The organism is Mesorhizobium sp. WSM2240 (genome assembly GCF_040438645.1).
Taxonomy (GTDB): Bacteria; Pseudomonadota; Alphaproteobacteria; order Rhizobiales; family Rhizobiaceae; genus Allomesorhizobium.
On record NZ_CP159253.1, the window covers coordinates 4942731 to 4960884 of the forward strand.

21 protein-coding genes are annotated in these 18154 nt (G+C 62.9%); 10 read left to right on the forward strand and 11 right to left on the reverse strand.

The genetic code is table 11. The annotated features are described in order from the left end of the window. Positions 1 to 107: 107 nt before the first annotated feature. The 3 genes from ABVK50_RS24535 to ABVK50_RS24545 all read left to right on the forward strand — a co-directional run bounded on the left by ABVK50_RS24535 (position 108) and on the right by ABVK50_RS24545 (position 1729). A complete protein-coding gene (locus ABVK50_RS24535) occupies positions 108 to 461 on the forward strand; it encodes a nuclear transport factor 2 family protein (RefSeq protein ID WP_353644104.1) in 354 nt (117 codons plus the stop codon). Between the two features lie 80 nt (positions 462 to 541). Beyond that, entirely contained in the window at positions 542 to 1024 is a 483-nt protein-coding gene (locus ABVK50_RS24540; protein ID WP_353644103.1) for an ATP-binding protein, read from the forward strand. 279 nt (positions 1025 to 1303) lie between these two features. Continuing rightward, complete coding sequence (locus tag ABVK50_RS24545; RefSeq protein WP_353644102.1) at positions 1304 to 1729, forward strand: OsmC family protein; 426 nt, start codon at positions 1304 to 1306, stop codon at positions 1727 to 1729. A gap of 63 nt (positions 1730 to 1792) precedes the next feature. On the opposite strand, the gene msrA is transcribed toward ABVK50_RS24545, so the two are convergent. Together msrA and ABVK50_RS24555 are read right to left on the reverse strand one after the other, a co-directional pair. Beyond that, positions 1793 to 2401 carry a peptide-methionine (S)-S-oxide reductase MsrA gene (msrA, locus tag ABVK50_RS24550; RefSeq protein ID WP_353644101.1) on the reverse strand — a complete coding sequence of 203 codons (609 nt, stop codon included), beginning with the start codon at positions 2399 to 2401 and terminating at the stop codon, positions 1793 to 1795. A 97-nt stretch (positions 2402 to 2498) separates the two neighbouring features. Continuing rightward, positions 2499 to 3485, reverse strand: coding sequence for an aldo/keto reductase (locus ABVK50_RS24555; protein WP_353644100.1), 987 nt, complete (start codon positions 3483 to 3485; stop codon positions 2499 to 2501). Positions 3486 to 3642: 157 nt separating this feature from the next. Between ABVK50_RS24555 and ABVK50_RS24560 the strand changes: the two genes are divergently transcribed. Next, positions 3643 to 4533, forward strand: coding sequence for a GntR family transcriptional regulator (locus tag ABVK50_RS24560; protein ID WP_353644099.1), 891 nt, complete (start codon positions 3643 to 3645; stop codon positions 4531 to 4533). Positions 4534 to 4551: 18 nt separating this feature from the next. Here ABVK50_RS24560 and ABVK50_RS24565 read toward each other — a convergent pair whose 3' ends face one another. Next, positions 4552 to 6084 (reverse strand): altronate dehydratase family protein, encoded by a 1533-nt coding sequence (locus ABVK50_RS24565; protein ID WP_353644098.1) that lies wholly within the window; start codon positions 6082 to 6084, stop codon positions 4552 to 4554. A 107-nt stretch (positions 6085 to 6191) separates the two neighbouring features. Between ABVK50_RS24565 and ABVK50_RS24570 the strand changes: the two genes are divergently transcribed. Together ABVK50_RS24570 and ABVK50_RS24575 are read left to right on the forward strand one after the other, a co-directional pair. Next, on the forward strand, positions 6192 to 6929 hold the full coding sequence (locus tag ABVK50_RS24570) for a GntR family transcriptional regulator (RefSeq protein WP_353644097.1): 738 nt from the start codon (positions 6192 to 6194) through the stop codon (positions 6927 to 6929). Positions 6930 to 6994: 65 nt separating this feature from the next. Next, entirely contained in the window at positions 6995 to 7528 is a 534-nt protein-coding gene (locus tag ABVK50_RS24575; protein WP_353644096.1) for a DedA family protein, read from the forward strand. Positions 7529 to 7533: 5 nt separating this feature from the next. Here the strand turns inward: ABVK50_RS24575 and ABVK50_RS24580 are convergent, their stop codons facing one another. The 6 genes from ABVK50_RS24580 to ABVK50_RS24605 all read right to left on the reverse strand — a co-directional run bounded on the left by ABVK50_RS24580 (position 7534) and on the right by ABVK50_RS24605 (position 12418). Then, complete coding sequence (locus tag ABVK50_RS24580) at positions 7534 to 8313, reverse strand: succinate dehydrogenase iron-sulfur subunit (protein ID WP_353644095.1); 780 nt, start codon at positions 8311 to 8313, stop codon at positions 7534 to 7536. A 3-nt stretch (positions 8314 to 8316) separates the two neighbouring features. Beyond that, entirely contained in the window at positions 8317 to 9132 is an 816-nt protein-coding gene (locus tag ABVK50_RS24585; protein WP_353644094.1) for a glycosyltransferase family 25 protein, read from the reverse strand. Between the two features lie 9 nt (positions 9133 to 9141). After that, positions 9142 to 10989, reverse strand: coding sequence for a succinate dehydrogenase flavoprotein subunit (gene sdhA / locus ABVK50_RS24590; protein WP_353644093.1), 1848 nt, complete (start codon positions 10987 to 10989; stop codon positions 9142 to 9144). Between the two features lie 3 nt (positions 10990 to 10992). Continuing rightward, positions 10993 to 11376, reverse strand: coding sequence for a succinate dehydrogenase, hydrophobic membrane anchor protein (gene sdhD, locus ABVK50_RS24595; RefSeq protein WP_353644092.1), 384 nt, complete (start codon positions 11374 to 11376; stop codon positions 10993 to 10995). 9 nt (positions 11377 to 11385) lie between these two features. Next, the gene (gene sdhC, locus ABVK50_RS24600; RefSeq protein ID WP_353644091.1) at positions 11386 to 11793 is read right to left on the reverse strand and encodes a succinate dehydrogenase, cytochrome b556 subunit; all 408 of its coding nucleotides are present in this window, start codon (positions 11791 to 11793) and stop codon (positions 11386 to 11388) included. A gap of 256 nt (positions 11794 to 12049) precedes the next feature. After that, entirely contained in the window at positions 12050 to 12418 is a 369-nt protein-coding gene (locus ABVK50_RS24605; RefSeq protein WP_353644090.1) for a hypothetical protein, read from the reverse strand. 193 nt (positions 12419 to 12611) lie between these two features. On the opposite strand from ABVK50_RS24605, the gene ABVK50_RS24610 reads away from it, so the two are divergent. The 3 genes from ABVK50_RS24610 to ABVK50_RS24620 all read left to right on the forward strand — a co-directional run bounded on the left by ABVK50_RS24610 (position 12612) and on the right by ABVK50_RS24620 (position 15185). After that, positions 12612 to 12962: a hypothetical protein gene (locus ABVK50_RS24610; protein ID WP_353644089.1), complete on the forward strand. Its 351-nt coding sequence runs from the start codon at positions 12612 to 12614 to the stop codon at positions 12960 to 12962. 85 nt (positions 12963 to 13047) lie between these two features. Continuing rightward, on the forward strand, positions 13048 to 14361 hold the full coding sequence (locus ABVK50_RS24615) for a hypothetical protein (RefSeq protein ID WP_353644088.1): 1314 nt from the start codon (positions 13048 to 13050) through the stop codon (positions 14359 to 14361). After that, on the forward strand, positions 14358 to 15185 hold the full coding sequence (locus tag ABVK50_RS24620) for a hypothetical protein (RefSeq protein WP_353644087.1): 828 nt from the start codon (positions 14358 to 14360) through the stop codon (positions 15183 to 15185). The genes ABVK50_RS24615 and ABVK50_RS24620 overlap by 4 nt, the downstream gene beginning before the upstream one ends. Before the next feature lie 13 nt (positions 15186 to 15198). Here the strand turns inward: ABVK50_RS24620 and ABVK50_RS24625 are convergent, their stop codons facing one another. Then, positions 15199 to 16383, reverse strand: coding sequence for a GGDEF domain-containing protein (locus ABVK50_RS24625; RefSeq protein ID WP_353644086.1), 1185 nt, complete (start codon positions 16381 to 16383; stop codon positions 15199 to 15201). Between the two features lie 191 nt (positions 16384 to 16574). On the opposite strand from ABVK50_RS24625, the gene ABVK50_RS24630 reads away from it, so the two are divergent. Continuing rightward, positions 16575 to 16895 (forward strand): hypothetical protein, encoded by a 321-nt coding sequence (locus tag ABVK50_RS24630; RefSeq protein WP_353644085.1) that lies wholly within the window; start codon positions 16575 to 16577, stop codon positions 16893 to 16895. Positions 16896 to 16906: 11 nt separating this feature from the next. Here the strand turns inward: ABVK50_RS24630 and ABVK50_RS24635 are convergent, their stop codons facing one another. Continuing rightward, the gene (locus ABVK50_RS24635) at positions 16907 to 18097 is read right to left on the reverse strand and encodes a GGDEF domain-containing protein (RefSeq protein ID WP_353644084.1); all 1191 of its coding nucleotides are present in this window, start codon (positions 18095 to 18097) and stop codon (positions 16907 to 16909) included. Positions 18098 to 18154: the final 57 nt, after the last annotated feature.

Here is an 18154-nt window from a genome sequence, read left to right on the forward strand (position 1 = left end):
ACGAAGTGCATCCTGACACAAGGCTGTCAGGTACCTATCGGGGCGGCGGTGGCGTACTGGAGACGGATTCCGTAGTTGGAATCGGTCCCAACATGGAGGAAACGCAGATGACCACCGCAGAGCTTGCCAAGGATTTCACTGAGCTTCTCAAGCAAGGCGACCACGAAGGCGCCGCCAGGAAGTACAACGCCGAGGACATTGTTAGCTATGAAGCGATGGAGGGCCCGATGGCGGTCTGCCATGGCAAGGAGGCTGTGAAGCAGAAGGGAGACTGGTGGTTTGAAAACCATGAGGTTCACGGCGGCTCGGTCGAGGGCCCCTTCGTAAACGGCGACCAATTCGCCGTCCGCTTCAAGATGGACGTTACGCCCAAAGCCACCGGTGAGCGTGGCATGTTCGATGAGGTCGGTCTGTATACGGTAAAAGGCGGCAAAATTGCCGAGGAACGCTTCTTCTATTAGGGGCAGGTGGACGACATCGCTGAAGAGTCGAGCCTCCTGTGCTATCGCACCTTGGATTTAAGCGGCTTTGGTCGGTTTCTATGGCAACGCTTCACTTGATGGTGGGACTTCCCGGTAGCGGTAAGACGACCTTGGCTCGGAAACTCGAGGCCGAGTACTCCGCGCTACGCCTTACCGTTGACGAATGGCACACTCGGTTGTTCGGGAGTGACGTTCATGACGATAGTGATGAAGCGGATTGGTCAAGGCATAACGCTCGGCACGCAGCGATCGAGGCGCTTCTGTGGGAAGCCACGGCGAGAGTGCTGGTACTTGGCGTGGATGTGATTTTGGACTTTGGCTTCTGGACCAGAAGTGAGCGCGACGAGCTTCGAGCAAAAGCTCACGACCTCGGTGCAGGTTTTAGGATTCATTTTGCCGATATCTCCGAAGAGCTACTGTTGGAGCGCATCAAGGCCAGGAATGCTCAGCTTCCCGCCGGTACTTTTCATATCCCCGAGATCAAACTCAAAGAGTGGATGCACTTGTTTGAACCACCATTGCCGGACGAGTTCATTCCCTAAGGCTATGTCGGCGGCGCGGCTCCTATTCCAACGCGCCATTTCTCGATGGGCGCTGATGTGACTAGACGCAGCACGCCATATTGGAGGGCCGTGCGCAATTCGTGATTTTGCACCGTCCGGGAAGGACCGCTTCGGGCTCGAAGCGGTCCTGCCACTTCGCTGAATTAATGGCCCCTGACCCCGGAAAATTGCAGCACGCTTGTAGCTTGCGTGAACCCAGGCGTTATATTTGCTTTCGTGGCCGCGGCGCCGGCCCCAACTCAGCCCAAGGAGACTTCGATGGACCGACACGCAACAGCCGTCTGGAAAGGCGCTCTTAAAGGTGGTTCCGGCACGCTGGACAGCCAGAGCGGCGCGATCGCAAAACTGCCCTATTCGTTCGAGGGCCGATTCGAGGATGAGAGCGGCAAGTCGGGCACCAATCCGGAAGAACTGATCGCTGCCGCCCATGCCGGCTGCTACGCGATGCAGCTTTCGCACTTTCTCGCCGAAAACGGTACGCCGCCCGAAAAGCTCGACGCCGAGGCGGTGGTGACCCTGATTCCCGGTACCGGCATCACCGGCAGCGCGCTGACGGTGGTGGGCACCGTGCCCGGCATCGACGAAGCGAAGTTCAAGGAACTGGCGGATAAGGCCAAGACTGAATGCCCGGTTTCCAAGGCGCTCGGCGCGATCAAGGTTTCGCTCGACGCTCGCCTGGGCTGAGCGATCGACATGATAAAAACGGGCGCTCGACCTGGGCGCCCGTTTGCTTTTCCGTCCTGGCGCTCAATGGCTCGCAATACCCTGGTGCGCGGCCTTTCCCCAAAGCTCCTCAAGGCGTGCATCGCGGCCGCAGGCGCTGCGGTAGTATTTGTAGCGGAGCGGGTTCTTTTTGTAATAATCAAGGTGATAGTCCTCGGCCTGCCAGAAGGCGCCGGCCGGCTCGATCGGCGTGACGATAGGCTGGCCGAGCGCGGCTTCAGCCTCCGCCTTGGCCTTTTCCGCTGCGGCCTTCTGAGCCTTGCCGGCCACATAGATCGCGGTCGTATAGGCATGGCCGCGATCGCAGAACTGGCCGCCATCGTCGGTCGGATCAACCGAGCGGAAGAACACCGCCGCCAGTTTCCCGAAATTCGTCCTGGCCGGATCGAACTCGATCTTCACCACTTCGCGATGGCCTTCATGGTTCTGGTAGGTGGGGTTCTGCAGCTTTCCCCCCGAATAGCCCGACGTCGTCGAGATCACTCCCGGCACGCGGTCGAAATCGCTCTCGACACACCAGAAACAGCCGCCGGCGAAAATGGCGGTTTGCGTTTCAGCCGAGACGGCATGCGCCGGCATGGACAGGCCGGCGGCGAGGGCAAGCAAGGCGGCGCTGAGCGATCTGGAAAACATCTGCGGAGGTCTCCTCTTCGGCTGAAGAGGTAGCGCATCCCCGCAATGTCTCAAAGTCAAGCCGCAACAATCCTGCGTGATCGTGCGTCGACAGGTTTCAGCGGATTGTGTAGGGCTCGAACTCCGCAAAGGCGTCCTCAGGAACCTTGGCTGATAGAAGGTCCAGGTTGCGCTTGAGGGTTGCCGGCGAGGCCGTGCCGAGGAGCATGGTCGCGACGACCGGATTGCGCAGCGGAAACGCCAGCGCCGCAGCCGCCAGCGGGATGCCCCTGGATTCGGCGACGCGCTGCATGCCGGCAACGCGCGCCAGAATATCCGGCGAGGCCGGGCCGTAGTCGAAATTCGCACCTGCGACGGGCCCGGTCGCCAATATGCCGGAGTTGAACGCTCCGCCTATCACGAGCGACGTCTTTTGCTCCTCGCAAAGCGCCAGCAGTTCGGGTTCCGCCGAACGGTCGAGCAGCGAGTACCGTCCGGCGAGAAGGATGCAGTCGAGCGGAGCCTGCCGCATCACATTGAGGCAGATCTGTACCTCGTTGACGCCCAGCCCATAGGCGGAGATGCCGCCCGACGACTTCAGCTCGTCGAGCGCCTTCAGCCCCGAATCCATCAGCTGGCGGAAGTGAAGTTTCGTTTTCTCCGCACCATGCGTATAGACGCCGATGTCGTGCACGAACAGTATGTCGATCCTGTTCAGGCCGAGCCTGGCATAGCTGAACTCGACCGATCGCATGATGCCGTCATAGCTGTAATCATAGTCGACCGCGAAGGGCAGCGGATCGACATAGCTGTGGTCCGGCACATCGGCTTCGGGCACGGGCCGAAGCAGCCGGCCGACCTTCGTCGAGAGCACATAGCTGTCGCGGGGTTTGTCGCGAAGGAAATCGCCGAACCGCCGCTCCGACAGGCCGAAGCCGTAGAATGGAGCGGTGTCGAAATAGCGGATGCCGGCATCCCAGGCGCTTTGCAGAGTCTGAATCGCCGTCTCGCGCGGGCAGGAGCGGTAGAGGCCGCCAATCGACGCTCCACCAAAGCCGATCTCGGTGGTTTCGAGCGTGGTCTGCCCGATGCGCCTCTTGTTCATTCGTCATCCTTGCGCGCCGGGTGGGTTCCGACAGCGGTATGTCACTGGACAATCGCCGGAAATGTCTTTTTATCGTCAAAAGACATTTGAGCGTCAACCGGTTTTGACGGCCCGAATGATCGCCGCCGATTGGCGCGGCGCCGAACCAGAGCTCGGAATGTCCAAGCAGAATACCGTCTACAAGGACGCCTATAATCGCTGCCTGCGCCTGATCGAGGCAGGCGGCAGCCTGGCCTCCGAGCCCGAACTGGGAACGGCGCTCGGCGTCAGCCGCACCACAGTCCGTACCATTCTGGCCAGAATGCAGGAGCGCGGCCTCATCGAATGGGACAAGCGCAGCAAAATCGTGCTGCGCGATCCGACGCCGGCGGACTTTTTCCCGGACGAAGAGACGGATTCGCTGTCCGAAATCATCGAGCGCAGCTTCATGCGCAAGCTGTTGGCCGGAGGAGTCAAGGCCGGCACGCAGATCAACGAGCTTGAACTGGCGCGCGAGATCGGCGTCGGCACCACCAGCGTCAGGGAGTTCCTGATCCGCTTCAGCCGCTTCGGCCTGATCGAGAAGCGCCCGAACAGCCACTGGGTGCTGAAGGGTTTTACGCGGGCTTTCGCGCTCGAACTCACCGAGATCCGCGAAATGTTCGAGCTGCGCTCGGCGGCCGCCTTTGCCGCGATCGAGCGTCACAATCCGGCCTGGGCGGAGCTCGATGCGATGGAGCGCGAGCATCGCGATTTTCTCGCTGCGGTGGCGACGCGTTACGCCGAGTTTTCCGAGATGGACGAGCGCTTCCACCGGCTCATCCACAAGGCGTCACACAACCGCTTCATCGTCGATTTCTACGACGTGATCGCGATGATCTTTCACTACCACTACCAGTGGAACAAGACGAACGAGGTGCAGCGCAACGCGCTCGCCGCCACAGAGCACCTGAATTACATCGCCGCGCTTAAATCCGGCGATCTGGCGGAGGTCGAGAAGGCCTGCCGCCGCCATCTGCAGTCAGCGCGCGAAACGCTGCTGCAATCCATCCCGGAAGGTTGGACCTAGAAGCGTTTCCGGCCGGCGCTACATCACCGCGCCGACTTGCCAGGGCACGAACTCGTTGTCGCCATAGCCGAGTTCTTCGGACTTGCTGCGCCTGCCGGAAGCGACGGCAAGAATCTCGTCGAAAATCTCCCGGCCCTTCTCCTCGACGGTGACGCCGCCGAGGATGTCGCCACAATTGATGTCCATGTCCTCGACCATGCGCTCGTACATCGGCGTATTTGTCGCCAGCTTGATCGATGGAACCGGCTTGCAGCCATAGGCCGAGCCGCGGCCCGTGGTGAAGCAGAGCATGTTGGCGCCGCCCGCGACCTGGCCCGTCGCCGAAACCGGATCGTAGCCGGGCGTGTCCATGAACACGAATCCCTTCTCGGTCACCGGCTCGGCATATTCATAGACCGCGTTGAGGGTGGTCGAGCCGCCCTTGGCGGCAGCGCCCAGCGACTTCTCCAGGATCGTGGTCAGCCCGCCGGCCTTGTTGCCGGGCGAGGGGTTGTTGTTCATTTCGCCGCCATTGCGCTCCGTATAGGCTTCCCACCAACGGATGCGCTCGATCAGCTTTTCACCGACTTCCCGGTTCTTTGCACGCCGCGTCAGCAGGTGCTCTGCGCCATAAATTTCCGGCGTCTCGGACAGGATCGCGGTGCCGCCATTCTTCACCAGTATGTCGGCCGCAACCCCAAGCGCCGGGTTGGCGGTAATGCCGGAATAGCCGTCCGAACCGCCGCATTGCAGCGCCAGCGTTATCTCCGATGCAGGCGCCGTCTGGCGCTTGGCACGGTTGACGACGGGGAGCATCTCCTTGATGCGCTCCAGCCCCTGCTCGATTGACTTGCGCGTTCCGCCCGTGTCCTGGATGGTCATGGTGCGGAAGGTCTCGCTCTCCTCGATGCCATAGAGCTGTTTCATCCGGCCGATCTGGAACACTTCGCAGCCGAGCCCGACCAGCAGCACCGCGCCCAGATTGGGATTGGCGGAGTAACCCCACTGCGTGCGCTTGAGTATCTCGAAGCCTTCGCCGCCGCCGGCCATGCCGCAGCCGGTTCCATGGGTGAATGAAACGACACCATCGACATTGCCGAACTGTTCGAGGATGCCGGACCGCGTCGCGGCCTCGGCCATGAAGCGCGCAACGGACGCCGAGCAATTCACGCTGGTCAGGATGCCGATATAATTCCTTGTCCCGACCCGGCCATTGGCGCGGCGAAAACCCTCGAAGGTCGCCTGCTCCTCGACCGGCAGCACGTTTTCCGGCCGGGCACCCATGGCGAACTGATAGTCGCGCTCGAAATCGTGCATCTCGACATTGTGCTCGTGAACCCAGTCGCCCGCCGCGATCGGGCAACTGGCGAAGCCGATGATCTGGCCGAACTTCACGATCGGTTCGCCTGTCGCGATGGCGCGGGCGGCGATCTTGTGGCCGAAGGGAATGCGCTGCCTCGTCGTCAGGCCGGCCGCGATCGGCAGTTCCTTCTCGATCTTCTCGGCGGCAACGACAACATTGTCCTCGCTGCTCAGCCTGAGCGTCCTGGCGATTGCCTGCTGTGAGTTCATGATCCCGTTCCGGTAGTTGAGAAAGCGCAAATCCCGAGTTGACGCGATCAGCACGCCAAGCATACTAACATGTCAGTACGTTCCGCAAGGAGAAAGACGCTGTTGTCATGAACGTCGGTTCGAAAATCGAAGCAGGCGGCCCCGCCAATGCCCGACGCATGGATGGCAGCGCGACCGAGCGCGTCGTCGAGGCGCTGAGGGAAGCGATCGTCACCCTGGAGATTCCGCCGGGCGCAGCACTCGACAAGGCGGTACTGACCGCCCGGTTCGGGGTCTCGCGATTTCCGGTGGCCGAAGCTTTCACCCGGCTGAAAGCCGAGGGCCTGGTTGACATCCGGCCGCAGAGCGGCTCTACGGTTTCGCTGATCCGCCTTGCCGACGCCCGCGAGAACATGTTCTTGCGCCGCGCGCTAGAAGGCGAGGCGCTTGCCCTGCTTGCCGCACGCAACGATATGACCCTTCTGGCGGAAGTGGACGAGAATCTTCGCTTCCAGAAATCGGCGATGGAAGCCGGCGACCGGCCGGGCTTCCACCGCCTCGATCTCGAATTCCATGATCTGCTCATCAGCGCCGTCGGCTTTCCCCGGATGCGCGCCACCGTCGAGCGCGCGCGCCTGGCGCTCGACCGGGTGCGCCGGCTGCTCGGCACGCCGCGCCGTCACGCCCTGACTTTTGCGGAGCATTGCGCCATCGCCGAGGCGCTGCGCAAAGCCGAGCCAGAAGCTGCGCGGGCTGCAATGGCCGCTCACATTGATTCCGTGATGACCGAACTCGAGGCGTTCGCGGTCGCGAAGCCCGAAGTCTTTGCCGACCAGGATGCAGCCGCTCACCCGCTCCAGGTATAGAAGACGGCGAATAGAAGCAGCCAAACCACGTCAACGAAGCTCCCGTACGAGACCGAGATTTCGAAATGGACTTTCTTCGCGACGCTGCTTCGATGGTGGAACCATACATCTCCCAGTACGGCATCGCGGCTCTGTTCGTCATCATCTATCTGGAATCGCTCGGGGCGCCGCTGCCAGGCGAAAGCGCATTGGTAGCCTCGTCGGTAATGGCTGCCAGCGGCGACCTTTCGATCGTGCAGTTATTCCTGGCCGTCTGTGCGGCCGCGGTTCTTGGCGACAGCACTGGCTACGCGATCGGCAGAATCGGCGGGCGCCCGCTACTGCAGCGCTATGGCTGGGTGGTCCGGCTCACGCCCGAGCGCCTGTCCGATCTGGAACGCCTGTTCCGCCGCAAGGGCCCAATAATCGTTATTGGCGCGCGCTTCGTCGTCTTGCTTCGCCAGCTCAACGGGCTGGTCGCCGGCTCGGTGGCGATGCCCTGGCGCAGCTTTGTCGCTGCGAACGTGCTCGGCGCGGTGCTATGGTCGGCCGTCTGGTGCTTCGGGCCTTACTTTCTCGGCGAGGCGTTCAATCTGCATGGCATACTACAGAAACTGTAACGTCCTCAGACCCGTCGCTCGACCATCATCTTTTTGATCTCGGCGATCGCCTTGGCGGGGTTCAGGCCTTTCGGGCAGGTCTGCGTGCAGTTCATGATCGTATGGCAGCGATAGAGCCTGAACGGGTCCTCGAGATTGTCGAGCCGTTCGCCCGCCGCCTCGTCCCTGGAGTCGATCAGCCAGCGATAGGCCTGCAGCAGCACCGCCGGGCCGAGATAGCGCTCTCCATTCCACCAGTAGCTCGGACAGGAGGTCTGGCAGCAGAAGCACAGGATGCACTCGTAGAGGCCGTCGAGCTTCTGCCGGTCCTCATAGCTTTGCGGCCATTCCTTGGCGGGCTCGGGCGAAACCGTCTTCAGGAACGGGTCGATCGAGGTCAACTGCGCATAAGGCACGGTCAGGTCCGGAACCAGATCCTTGACCACCGGCATGTGCGGCAGCGGGTAGACTTTTACCGCGCCCGAAATGTCGTCCATGCCTTTGGTGCAGGCGAGCGTATTGCCGCCGTCGATGTTCATGGCGCAGGAACCGCAGATGCCTTCGCGACAGGAGCGCCGGAGTGTCAGCGTCGGGTCGACTTTGTTCTTGATCCACAGAAGAGCGTCCAGCACCATCGGCCCGCAATCGTCGAGATCGACGAAATAGGTGTCGAGGCGCGGGTTCTCGCCGTCGTCCGGAGACCAGCGGTAGATCCGGTATTCGCGCAGATTGGTCGCGCCTTCCGGCTTGGGCCAGGTCTTGCCCGTGCGGATCTTCGAGTTCTTGGGCAAGGTCAGTTCTACCATGGCTCAGGCGCTCCGCGTCGCATGATCGAGAATGGTCGGGCAGACCGCGATGGGACGTTTGACGCCGTTGCGTAACGTCCGCAGTTTTCGCGCGGTCATGGCGAGATGCCCCGCCAGCCGCCGCAGCTTGAATTGCGGCCGCCGAACGAATGCATCGAGCCGCGATTGCCTGCTCGGCTGGGATATAGTCGTTTTGAACGCGCCGCGAAATCCGTCCTGCGCGCCTGCCGATGTGTAAAGCGGAGTGGCGAGCCCTGGCTCGGCCTGAAGCCGCGGGATGCCGGCGAGATTGAGAAACGCGTCGGAGGGCGCAGCGTAATGCTTCGCCCTGTGCAGGAGCCGGCGCGCCGCAGCCGGCCGCACCAGATATCCGCCCGATCCGCCGCGATCGACGAAGAGCCTGAAATGCTGGATCCCGCTTTTCGGAGCCGAGGAGTAGGGCTTTCGGGAAACCCATTTCTCCGCCCCGCGTGTCTCGAGGTTGAGGATGTCGAGCACGTCGATCTCGTTCAATTCCGCCAGCCATGACGGTAGCTTTTCGGAGAGGACGACGTCGTCCTCCAGCACCAGCACCGGCCGGTTGCTGTCGACGCAGTGCCGCCATGCGCGGCTGTGGCTGTGCAGGCAGGCGAGTTCGGAACGCGAAAGCGGGCGCATATAGGTGCCGCTGAGGCGATCGAATTCGTCGTCGCCGATCATCGTGGCGTCGGTCGCCCTCAACCGGGTGAATTCCAGTCCGAGCCGCTGCATCTGCGATGCGATGAACGCCAACCGGTCCGGGCTTCTGTCCAGATTGATGACGAGGATTTCCGGCACCATGGCGACGACTCAATACACCCGCGCCTTGGGCGCGATCTTGGCGAGGCTGATGCCGCCTTCGTCCTCGGCGAGCAGCGTTTCGGTATGTACCGGCCGGTAGCCGAGCGTGACCTTCCCCGCCTCGTCGACCCAGGAAAGCGTGTGCTTGCGCCAGTTCACATCATCGCGGCTGGAAAAATCCTCGCGCGCATGCGCCCCGCGGCTCTCCTTGCGGGCCTCGGCGCCGTAGACGGTCGGAATCGCATTGGCCATCAGGTTCTCCAGCTCCAGCGTCTCGACGAGGTCGGAATTCCAGATCATCGAGCGGTCGAAGACCTTGAGGTCGGGCAGTTCGGCCCAGATCGCGGACATGCGCCGGCAGCCCTGCTCGAGCGTTTCCTGCGTCCGGAAGACGGCCGCGTCTTCCTGCATGGTCTTCTGCATCTTTTCGCGCAGGAACGCGGTTGGCGTTCCTCCGTTCGCATGGCGGATCCGGTCGAAGCGCGCCATGATCTTGTCGACCGATTTCTCGTCGATCGCCGGAATAGGCGTGGTGCGGTCGACCACCTGGCCGGCGCGGATCGCCGCCGCCCGGCCGAACACGACGAGATCTATCAGCGAATTGGAGCCGAGCCGGTTCGCACCGTGCACCGAGGCGCAACCCGCCTCGCCGACCGCCATCAGCCCTGGGGCGACGGCGTCGGGATCTTCCGGCGTCGGCCGCAGCACCTCGCCCCAGTAATTGGTCGGGATGCCGCCCATATTGTAGTGGACGGTCGGCAGCACCGGGATCGGCTCGCGCGTCACGTCGACGCCGGCAAAAATCTTCGCCGATTCCGAAATGCCGGGCAGCCGCTCGTGCAGCACCGCCGGATCGAGATGGTCGAGGTGCAGGAAGATGTGGTCCTTGGCCTTGCCCACGCCGCGGCCTTCGCGGATTTCCAGCGTCATGCAGCGTGAAACCACGTCGCGCGAGGCGAGGTCCTTCGCCGACGGGGCGTAGCGCTCCATGAAGCGCTCGCCTTCCGAATTCACCAGATAGCCGCCTTCGCCGCGCGCCCCCTCGGTGATCAGGCAGCCCGAGCCGTAAATGCCGGTCGGGTGGAACTGCACGAACTCCATGTCTTGCAGCGGCAGTCCGGCCCGCACGATCATGCCGCCGCCGTCGCCGGTGCAGGTGTGGGCCGACGTCGCCGAGAAATAGGCGCGGCCGTAGCCGCCGGTCGCCAGCACCACCATCTTGGCGGCGAAGCGGTGGATCGTGCCATCATCGAGATTCCAGGCCACAACGCCGGTGCAGACACCGTCGTCGGACATGATCAGGTCGAGCGCGAAATACTCGATGAAGAATTGCGCATTGTGCTTCAGCGACTGGCCGTAAAGCGTGTGCAGAATGGCATGGCCGGTTCGGTCGGCCGCAGCGCAGGTTCGCTGCACCGGCGGACCATCGCCGTAATTCATCATGTGGCCGCCGAACGGGCGCTGGTAGATCTTGCCTTCTTCGGTGCGCGAGAAGGGCACGCCGTAATGCTCGAGCTCGTAGACCGCGGCCGGCGCCTGGCGGACCATGTATTCCATGGCGTCCACGTCACCGAGCCAGTCGGAGCCCTTGACGGTATCGTACATGTGCCATTGCCAGCTGTCCGGACCCATATTGGACAGCGAGGCTGCGATGCCGCCCTGCGCGGCAACGGTGTGTGAGCGCGTCGGGAAAACCTTGGTGATGCAGGCGGTCTTCAGTCCTTGCTCGGCCATGCCGAGCGTAGCGCGCAGCCCGGCGCCGCCGGCGCCGACCACCACCACATCGAATTTGTGGTCGACGAAAGTGTAACCCTTACCGGCTGACGCCGCGCCGTTGCCTGGTCGTTCCTTGGCCACAGGTCAGCCCCCGAATGCGATTTTGAGAATGGCGAACACGCTTGCCGCGCCGACTGTCACGGCAAAGAAGATGTTCAGCATCAGCAGCGTGACCTTCGCGCCCTCGCCGTGAACATAGTCCTCGATGATGATCTGCATGCCGAGCCGCATATGGTCGAGGCTGATCAGGATGAACAGCGATGCCGTAAGCGCAATCAGCGGCTGCGCAAGCGCTGCCCGCACCTCGCCGTAGCTCGCGCCGCCGACCGAGAGAATCCAGCCGAGAAGAAACAGCGAAAGCGGTACGAGCGCGATCGAGGTGAGTCGGATGCGCCAGAAATGGCCGGTTCCATCCTTGGCCGAGCCGAGGCCGCGCACCTTGTTCAGGGGAGTTCGCATATCGGACATAGCTGGCTCCTATGCGCCGAACCAGAGATGGCCGGCCCAGATCAGCACCGTCAGCACGATGGAGCCGGCGAGCGTCGCCCATGCGAGCTGGGTCGAAGTGTCCTTTTCCAGACCGCTACCGGTATCCCAGATCAGGTGCCGGATCCCGCCGAGCATGTGCAGCATCAGTGCCCAGGTGTAGCCGACCAGCACGATAAGACCGATCCATGAACCGAGAACCTGGTTGGCGAGGTTGAAGGCGTTCTCCGACGTCGCCGCCGCGATCAGCCACCAGGCGACAAGCAGCGTTCCGAAATAGAGCGCGCCGCCGGTGATCCGGTGCAGGATCGACATCAGCATGGTCGCCGGCCAGCGATAGACCGTGAGATGCGGCGACAAAGGACGCGCATGCGGCCGGGTGGCTGGTGAGTGGCTCATGGCTCCCCTTTCGGCATCTGCGGGATCGCAACCGAATGCGGCACGAAGGCTTCGGAATGCGACTTTTTCGAACCCGGTTTCTAAAGCCCTTTTTGCACCGCGTCAAAGCCGGAAAACCGTTTCGGCAGACACATTTAGTCTTTGGCTTTTCGTCGAATTGCCTTCAATCGATTGAAGGCGCGGCGCCTTATGCTGCGGTGCGTCAAGCGCCTCGGATCATCGCGCCGATGGAGTTTCCGCTTCGCCGCCCGACGAATCAGCGCATGCAGGTGAGCGGCTCATGGCCGCCGCGCATGAACAGCGCCTCGCGGCCTTCGAGCACGATCGCATCCGAGGCCAGGCCGTAGCGGTTGCGCTGGGTCGCAGGCGATGCCGGGAGGTCGAGGCTTTCCCCTTCCGGACCGACCACACGCACGGAGGAACCGAAATTCTCCACCGTGACCAGTGCGCCGCCGGCACAGGTATAGCTGGCCATGCGCGGCTGCGCCTCGCTCGTGCTTTCGGCCGACGCGACGGTCGCTTCTGTTTTTGCCTCATCGGACTGGCACGACGCGACGGCGATTGCGCAGGCTACGGCAATGAGCGCGCCTGACGGCCGGCCGCGGCGAATTGGCTTTTCTACCATAGCGCGCAAACTATCCGCTTTGCCGCACGAAGATCAATGACCCTCGGCAGCCCTGGCGGGCGGCGGGCAAGAACCCGCATATTAACCATATTCCTCAATTGGCCGGCCGGGAACGAGCTGGCTCTTAACAAAGGTTAAGAAAGCGTTAACTTGAGGCGATGGAGGCAAATCACCTCAAGCAATGGAGACGCATATGCGTTCCGCATCGTTGAAAAGCTTGCTCCTGGGGCTGGCCACGGCGCTTGCCTCGGCCCCGGTATTTGCCGGCGGCATTCACGACCACGTCTATGCTGACAGCTTCGGCAATCTCATCATCTACAGCCCTGCCGGCTACAAGCGCATCATTGTCGGCGAAGGCCATCTGGCCAAGGAACTTTCCGAGTTCACGAGCGCCGGCGAGCCGGAAATCGTCTACCTCGATGAAGAAGACCGGGTCGCCGGTGTCCGGGAATGTTACCGCCCGCCTTGGCTGCTCAAGGGCAGGAGCTACATGTACGGCTTCGACGAGGGCGAGATTCCGTTCCAGGGTGGCCCCTGCCGCTGAGCGAAGGGCTGGCCCAGCGCGCCAGCCCTGATTTGGTCATCTTTCTCCCGCCAATGATGGCAGGTGTTAACGATTGGTGAACCAGATGAGCCAGGCCGCCCTTCAGTCACGCCGGCTGAAAGATCACATCACCTCCCTTGAGACGATGACGCGCTTCGTGCTGGCCACGCTGGCGCTCGGCAGCGGCGTCTACACCTATCTTGGCGTGCGCAGCCTGCTCGACGGTTCGGCGACATTGGTGTTCTTCGCGGCGGTCATCTACTCGGTTTCCGTTTCGGTCGCCATGTATGGCTTCTGGACTTACCTGATCCGCTTCCTGCCGGAAATGCGCGACGCCGCCTCGCGGCTGGCGCTGGTCGGCATCATGGCGGTCGGCTCGCTGATGATCGTCGCAATGTCGTCGTGGCTGAACGCAGCGGCGCTTGCTGGCTCGGCTGCCGTGGAACAGCACCTCGCCATCACGCTCGAGGACTATACCGCCGATCTCGACCAGGCGCATGGCAACGCGCTCGGCGCGCTGTCGCTGCTGCCCGACATCCAGCGCGCTTCGGAGCGCTTTGCCCGGCTCGCGCAGGACGAGCAGAATTCCGGTGCGCTGACCGGCACGTCGGGTTCAGGCAGCGTGGTGCAGCTCCTGAGCCAGATGTCGGCGCAGATGAAGGAGCTGGAGGCAACCATCGAAGGTTCGCGCGAAACCATCCAGATCGGATTCCAGCAGGGACAGAAGCATCTCGCCGCCATGCGGGGCCTTGTTTCGGCGCCCGGCCAGATCGCCGAAAGATCGGACAGATTCGCAGCCGAAGCGGTGGCGCTTTCCGGCGTGATCGCTTCACTTGAACAGACGTCGATCGCCCCTTCGGTCAGTCGCGCCGCCGCCGACCTTTCCGTCGGCTTCATCGCCCCGGTGGCGGATGGAAGTTCGCCCGATCTCGCCGGCCGCCAGGACGCGGTTATGGCGACGATCCGCGGATCCGTGGAAGCGCAGTCGAAGGCGCTCTCGGATGCAGCGGCCGAAATCCTCGCCCAGCCGAAAGTGGCCGAACGCCGCTACGTTCCTCTGACCTCGGCCGATGCCGTGCTGCGTTACGCGTCGGATTTCATCCCCAGCTGGGCCGGCGCGATCTCGATCGACCTCTTGCCCGCCGTGCTGGTCGGCATAATGGTCGTCGTCCACGGCGCCATGCGACGTGGCGAGGACCGGTTGGAAGAAGCCGATCGCATCACCGCCGGCGACATGCTGCGTTCGCTCGACCTGCACGAAACGATGCTCGCCCGCCGCCAGGCGGCAGGAGCCGAGGAGCCTATGGCCGAACCGCATCCGGCATCGCCGGAGCAAAGACCCGCTGCGGAAAACGTGACGCCGCTGACCTTGTCCGAACGCAAGCGGATTGATCCATGATGCCGGGCTCCGCTCCAGTGGCGGGTTCAAAAACGCCCCGGCGCAACATCCTCATGCGCTACTTCGCGCGCTTCGATGATGGCGAGGTCGTCCGCTGGGCATTTCGCGGTCTGCTCATCGGCGCGATCGGTGTTCTAGCGCTGGATCTGCGCGACCTTGCCGAAACCAATGGCTGGAGCTCGCCCGAAGCTGTGCTGGCGGCGCCCGAGCCTGTCCTGCCGCCGGCCGTGGAAACCGATGCTCCAACGCCATCCGCCGATCCGGGCAAATTCGTCACCGCCGACGAAGCCGAGCTGCGCCGGCCGATGGCGTTCACGCTCGGGGCGGCCGGCGTGATGACCGCCGAAGGCAGCATCGAGCCTGGCTCGGCAGCGCGCTTCGCAGCCGAGATCGAGCAACGCGGCGAATACGTGAAAACGGTCTCGCTGAACTCGCCCGGCGGCGCGCTCGACGATGCCATGGCCATGGCCAAGACGGTGCGCGAACTCGGCATCGCAACGGTGGTCGCAGACGGCGCGCTCTGCGCCTCGTCGTGCCCGCTGTTCTTCGCCGGCGGCAAGACTCGCAGCGCCGGGGAAAAGGCGGCAATCGGCGTGCATCAGTTCTACGCAGCCACACTGAGCGAAACCGCGCCCGAGCAGGCGATGGCCGACGCGCAGGCGACGACCGCCCGCATCTCTCGCCATCTGACGGAGATGGGCGTCGACCCGGCCCTCTGGCTGCATGCGCTCGATACGCCGCCGCGGGCGCTCTATTACCTGTCGCCGGACGAGCTTGCCGAATACAAGCTCGTCACAAAAGTTTCCTCGGTGGCGAGCAAATAGCCGCTCGGGTGCTTCAGCCCGCGCTCGACAACTCGCGCTCCTTCGCCTCGAACACGCGGACGCAGTCGCGGCCGCCTTTCTTGGCGTCGTAGAGCGCCTCGTCCGCCCTTCGCATGAGGTCGGAGATGCCTTCTCCACCCCGAAGTTCAGCAACTCCGAAGCTTGCGGTGAAGCGCCTGTCATGCGGCAGGCCGTCGATCGGCAGGCCGGCAAAGGCGCTGCGGGCTCCCTCGGCAAAAAGCCTCGCGCCCGAAAGGTTGGTTCCGGGCAGAGCGACGGCGAATTCCTCGCCGCCGATGCGGCCGGCTATCTGATGGCCGCCGGTGGCGCTACGCAGAAAGCCCGCAAAGGCTTCGATGACGCGGTCGCCGGCCGCGTGCCCGAATGTGTCGTTGACTGCTTTGAAATGGTCGAGGTCCGAAATAACCAGCGTCATCGGCAGACCCGTGCCTACGGCGTCGCGCAGCGCCGCCTCGGCGTGGCGCTCGAAGCCGCCCCGATTCAGCAACCCCGACAATGCGTCCGTTTCCGATTTCGCCGTGACGTCGGCGAAGATGTCGCGCACCAGTATGACCAGCATCAGCAAGGCAATGGCCATCGCGAACACGGTTCCCATCGATTGGGAGAACAATGCATAGTTGGTCTTCAGGTAGTCGTGGGCGGTCGCGCCGGTGCCGCCGAATGCCTGGAACAGAAACGCCTTGCTCAGAAACTGCAAGGCGCTCGCCGACAGCACCGCCATGAATAGATTGTCGAGCGGTCGTCTCGACTTGGCCGACCATACGATGCCGACGCCGACCGCCTGCATCAGGAAATAAGGCAACTGGTATAGCAGCATCCGGCTGAATGAATCCCGCGGCATCTCCTGGATCAGATAGCAGGTCGCGATCGAGGCAACGAAAACTACGCCCATCAGCCGCCATGGCGCGGCGACCTCGTATTTCCGGGCGACGCCGGCGTTGAATACAGCCATGGCTGCGAGCAAGGCGGCAAAGGACGCGACCACGGCGAGCCGGGATGTTCCGAGCGAGGCGATGGCGAATTCGAGACCGAAATTCGACATTGCCAGCGCAAAGCCGAACGCCATCCAGCGCGCCGCGTCGTTCTTCTTGTCGTAGACCGCAACCATGAGAAAAGCGACCGCCAGGAGGGCGGCCACCATCATGTTTATCGCCAGAATAAAACCCGCCCCGCTCATTTTCGACTGCCCGCTCCGATCGGCGCGGACTCAACCACGATCGAGCCAAAAAGATATTAACGGGGATGAACATTCCGCTGCGTCAGTCCGGCCGCAAAACGCACGGGCGATTTTGACGCACTGCCTGGCGGGGGGCTTGGAACCGCCGGCCCTTAGTCTTCGTTTCGGATGAGCGACACGGAGAGATTGAAATGGCCAACACGATCATGCTGACCGACCACGAAGCCATTCGCGACTGGGCCGCCGCCCGCGCCGGCTCGCCGGCCATCGTAGATGTCTCTCCGGAGGGCGGTACACAGCCGATGCTGCGGATCGTTTTCGGCCAGAATGCCTACGAGGACCAGGACCAGGCCGAACGCCCGGTCAATGCCGGCGGCTACGAACTGGTCGAGTGGGACGACTGGTTCCGGCTCTTCGAAGAGCACGAACTGGCGCTCATCGTTGCAGAGGACATACCGGGTTTGCGCGACGAATTCCACGAACTGGTGCGGCGTTTTTCGCCGGGCGACTGATCCTTGGGCTGTCAGGCGTAGCGAACGCCTGCCGGCGCGATCGTCCGTTGTTGCGGGCGCCGATAGGAAATCCGCACGCTGTCGCGGCCGTTCCTCTTGGCCTGGTAGAGCGCTTCGTCGGCCTGGCGCAGAAGCGCCGAGAGTTCTTCCTCGCCCACAGCGACGCCGAAGCTTGCGGTGACCCTTGCACTCGCCGGCAGCCCGCTTGAGCCGTGCTGCGAAAACGAGGTTCTGACGTCTTCGGCAAACATGCGCGCAGCCGTCAGGTCGCCTGGAAACAGGATCGCAAATTCCTCGCCGCCAAGCCGGCCCAGGATTGCGCTTTTTCTAGCCTTGGAACGCAACTGCGCCGCAAAGGCCGCAATCACCTGATCGCCGACAGCATGGCCGAATGTGTCATTTACCGCCTTGAAATGATCGAGGTCGGCGATCACCAGCGCGGCCGGCACGCCGCTGTCATGCGACCGCTTCAGCATAGCGGTCGCCCGTTCCTCGAAGCCGCGCCGGTTGAGCAGCCCCGACAGCGGATCGGTATGCGATTCCGCCTTGAGTCCCTTGAGGATGTCGAGCGCTGCTGCGGTGAACAGGCTGAGCGCGATGACAAGCGACAGAAGCGCGTGCGACAGAAGCGAGGTTGTCCAGTAGAGGGAATCCTGAAGTCCCTCATAGGTGTTGAAAGGCCCATTGATTTTCAAAGCTATGATCGTGCGCACGAAGAAATTCAGCGCGGCAAGCAGCGACAGCACGAAGAGAATCGATTCCGTCGGGCCGTTTCGTCGAACCGTGCGCAATTCGGCTGCAACGACAAGGCTGATGCCGCCGAAAGCGAAATTGATTGCGTAGATCCGCCATGTGAGTTCGGGCCGGACGAACAGGAACCAGCAAAAGGCGATCATGCCGCCGAGGCCCAGAATACCGAGCGCGGCATACGGCACCCGCCTGCCATAGCGCGCCACGACGGCGCCGGCGAGGCAGGTAGCGGCAAGCGTGAAACACAGGTTGGAGAGCAGCTTGGTCAGTTCCTGCCCGACCGGCAGGATGAAATACTGCAGCAGGAAACCGACCGCGGAGGCGGAATATGCCGACGCCAGCACCGCCAGATAAAGCCTGAGCCGCTGATGAAGCCACAGCGCCAGGAACGCCGATGCGAGAACAAGGGCGATCCCAGGATTAAGCAGCGCTATGATTAGGCGAGTGTCCAACCGCTTCCCTGCCCGTCTTCCCTTGCGGAATGTCTAGCGGCAAGGCGCAAACAAGCG

Excerpts from the sequence above, each read along its gene's own strand:
- ABVK50_RS24610 (WP_353644089.1), top strand. The coding sequence starts at position 12,612 with ATGCGTTCCGCATCGTTGAAAAGCTTGCTCCTGGGGCTGGCCACGGCG.
- ABVK50_RS24630 (WP_353644085.1), top strand. The coding sequence starts at position 16,575 with ATGGCCAACACGATCATGCTGACCGACCACGAAGCCATTCGCGACTGG.
- ABVK50_RS24620 (WP_353644087.1), top strand. The coding sequence starts at position 14,358 with ATGATGCCGGGCTCCGCTCCAGTGGCGGGTTCAAAAACGCCCCGGCGC.
- ABVK50_RS24560 (WP_353644099.1), top strand. The coding sequence starts at position 3,643 with ATGTCCAAGCAGAATACCGTCTACAAGGACGCCTATAATCGCTGCCTG.
- ABVK50_RS24615 (WP_353644088.1), top strand. The coding sequence starts at position 13,048 with ATGAGCCAGGCCGCCCTTCAGTCACGCCGGCTGAAAGATCACATCACC.
- sdhD (WP_353644092.1), bottom strand. The coding sequence starts at position 11,376 with ATGTCCGATATGCGAACTCCCCTGAACAAGGTGCGCGGCCTCGGCTCG.
- ABVK50_RS24575 (WP_353644096.1), top strand. The coding sequence starts at position 6,995 with ATGGACTTTCTTCGCGACGCTGCTTCGATGGTGGAACCATACATCTCC.
- ABVK50_RS24535 (WP_353644104.1), top strand. The coding sequence starts at position 108 with ATGACCACCGCAGAGCTTGCCAAGGATTTCACTGAGCTTCTCAAGCAA.
- ABVK50_RS24565 (WP_353644098.1), bottom strand. The coding sequence starts at position 6,084 with ATGAACTCACAGCAGGCAATCGCCAGGACGCTCAGGCTGAGCAGCGAG.
- sdhC (WP_353644091.1), bottom strand. The coding sequence starts at position 11,793 with ATGAGCCACTCACCAGCCACCCGGCCGCATGCGCGTCCTTTGTCGCCG.
- msrA (WP_353644101.1), bottom strand. The coding sequence starts at position 2,401 with ATGTTTTCCAGATCGCTCAGCGCCGCCTTGCTTGCCCTCGCCGCCGGC.
- ABVK50_RS24570 (WP_353644097.1), top strand. The coding sequence starts at position 6,192 with ATGAACGTCGGTTCGAAAATCGAAGCAGGCGGCCCCGCCAATGCCCGA.
- ABVK50_RS24580 (WP_353644095.1), bottom strand. The coding sequence starts at position 8,313 with ATGGTAGAACTGACCTTGCCCAAGAACTCGAAGATCCGCACGGGCAAG.
- ABVK50_RS24545 (WP_353644102.1), top strand. The coding sequence starts at position 1,304 with ATGGACCGACACGCAACAGCCGTCTGGAAAGGCGCTCTTAAAGGTGGT.
- ABVK50_RS24605 (WP_353644090.1), bottom strand. The coding sequence starts at position 12,418 with ATGGTAGAAAAGCCAATTCGCCGCGGCCGGCCGTCAGGCGCGCTCATT.
- ABVK50_RS24540 (WP_353644103.1), top strand. The coding sequence starts at position 542 with ATGGCAACGCTTCACTTGATGGTGGGACTTCCCGGTAGCGGTAAGACG.
- ABVK50_RS24625 (WP_353644086.1), bottom strand. The coding sequence starts at position 16,383 with ATGAGCGGGGCGGGTTTTATTCTGGCGATAAACATGATGGTGGCCGCC.
- ABVK50_RS24555 (WP_353644100.1), bottom strand. The coding sequence starts at position 3,485 with ATGAACAAGAGGCGCATCGGGCAGACCACGCTCGAAACCACCGAGATC.
- ABVK50_RS24585 (WP_353644094.1), bottom strand. The coding sequence starts at position 9,132 with ATGGTGCCGGAAATCCTCGTCATCAATCTGGACAGAAGCCCGGACCGG.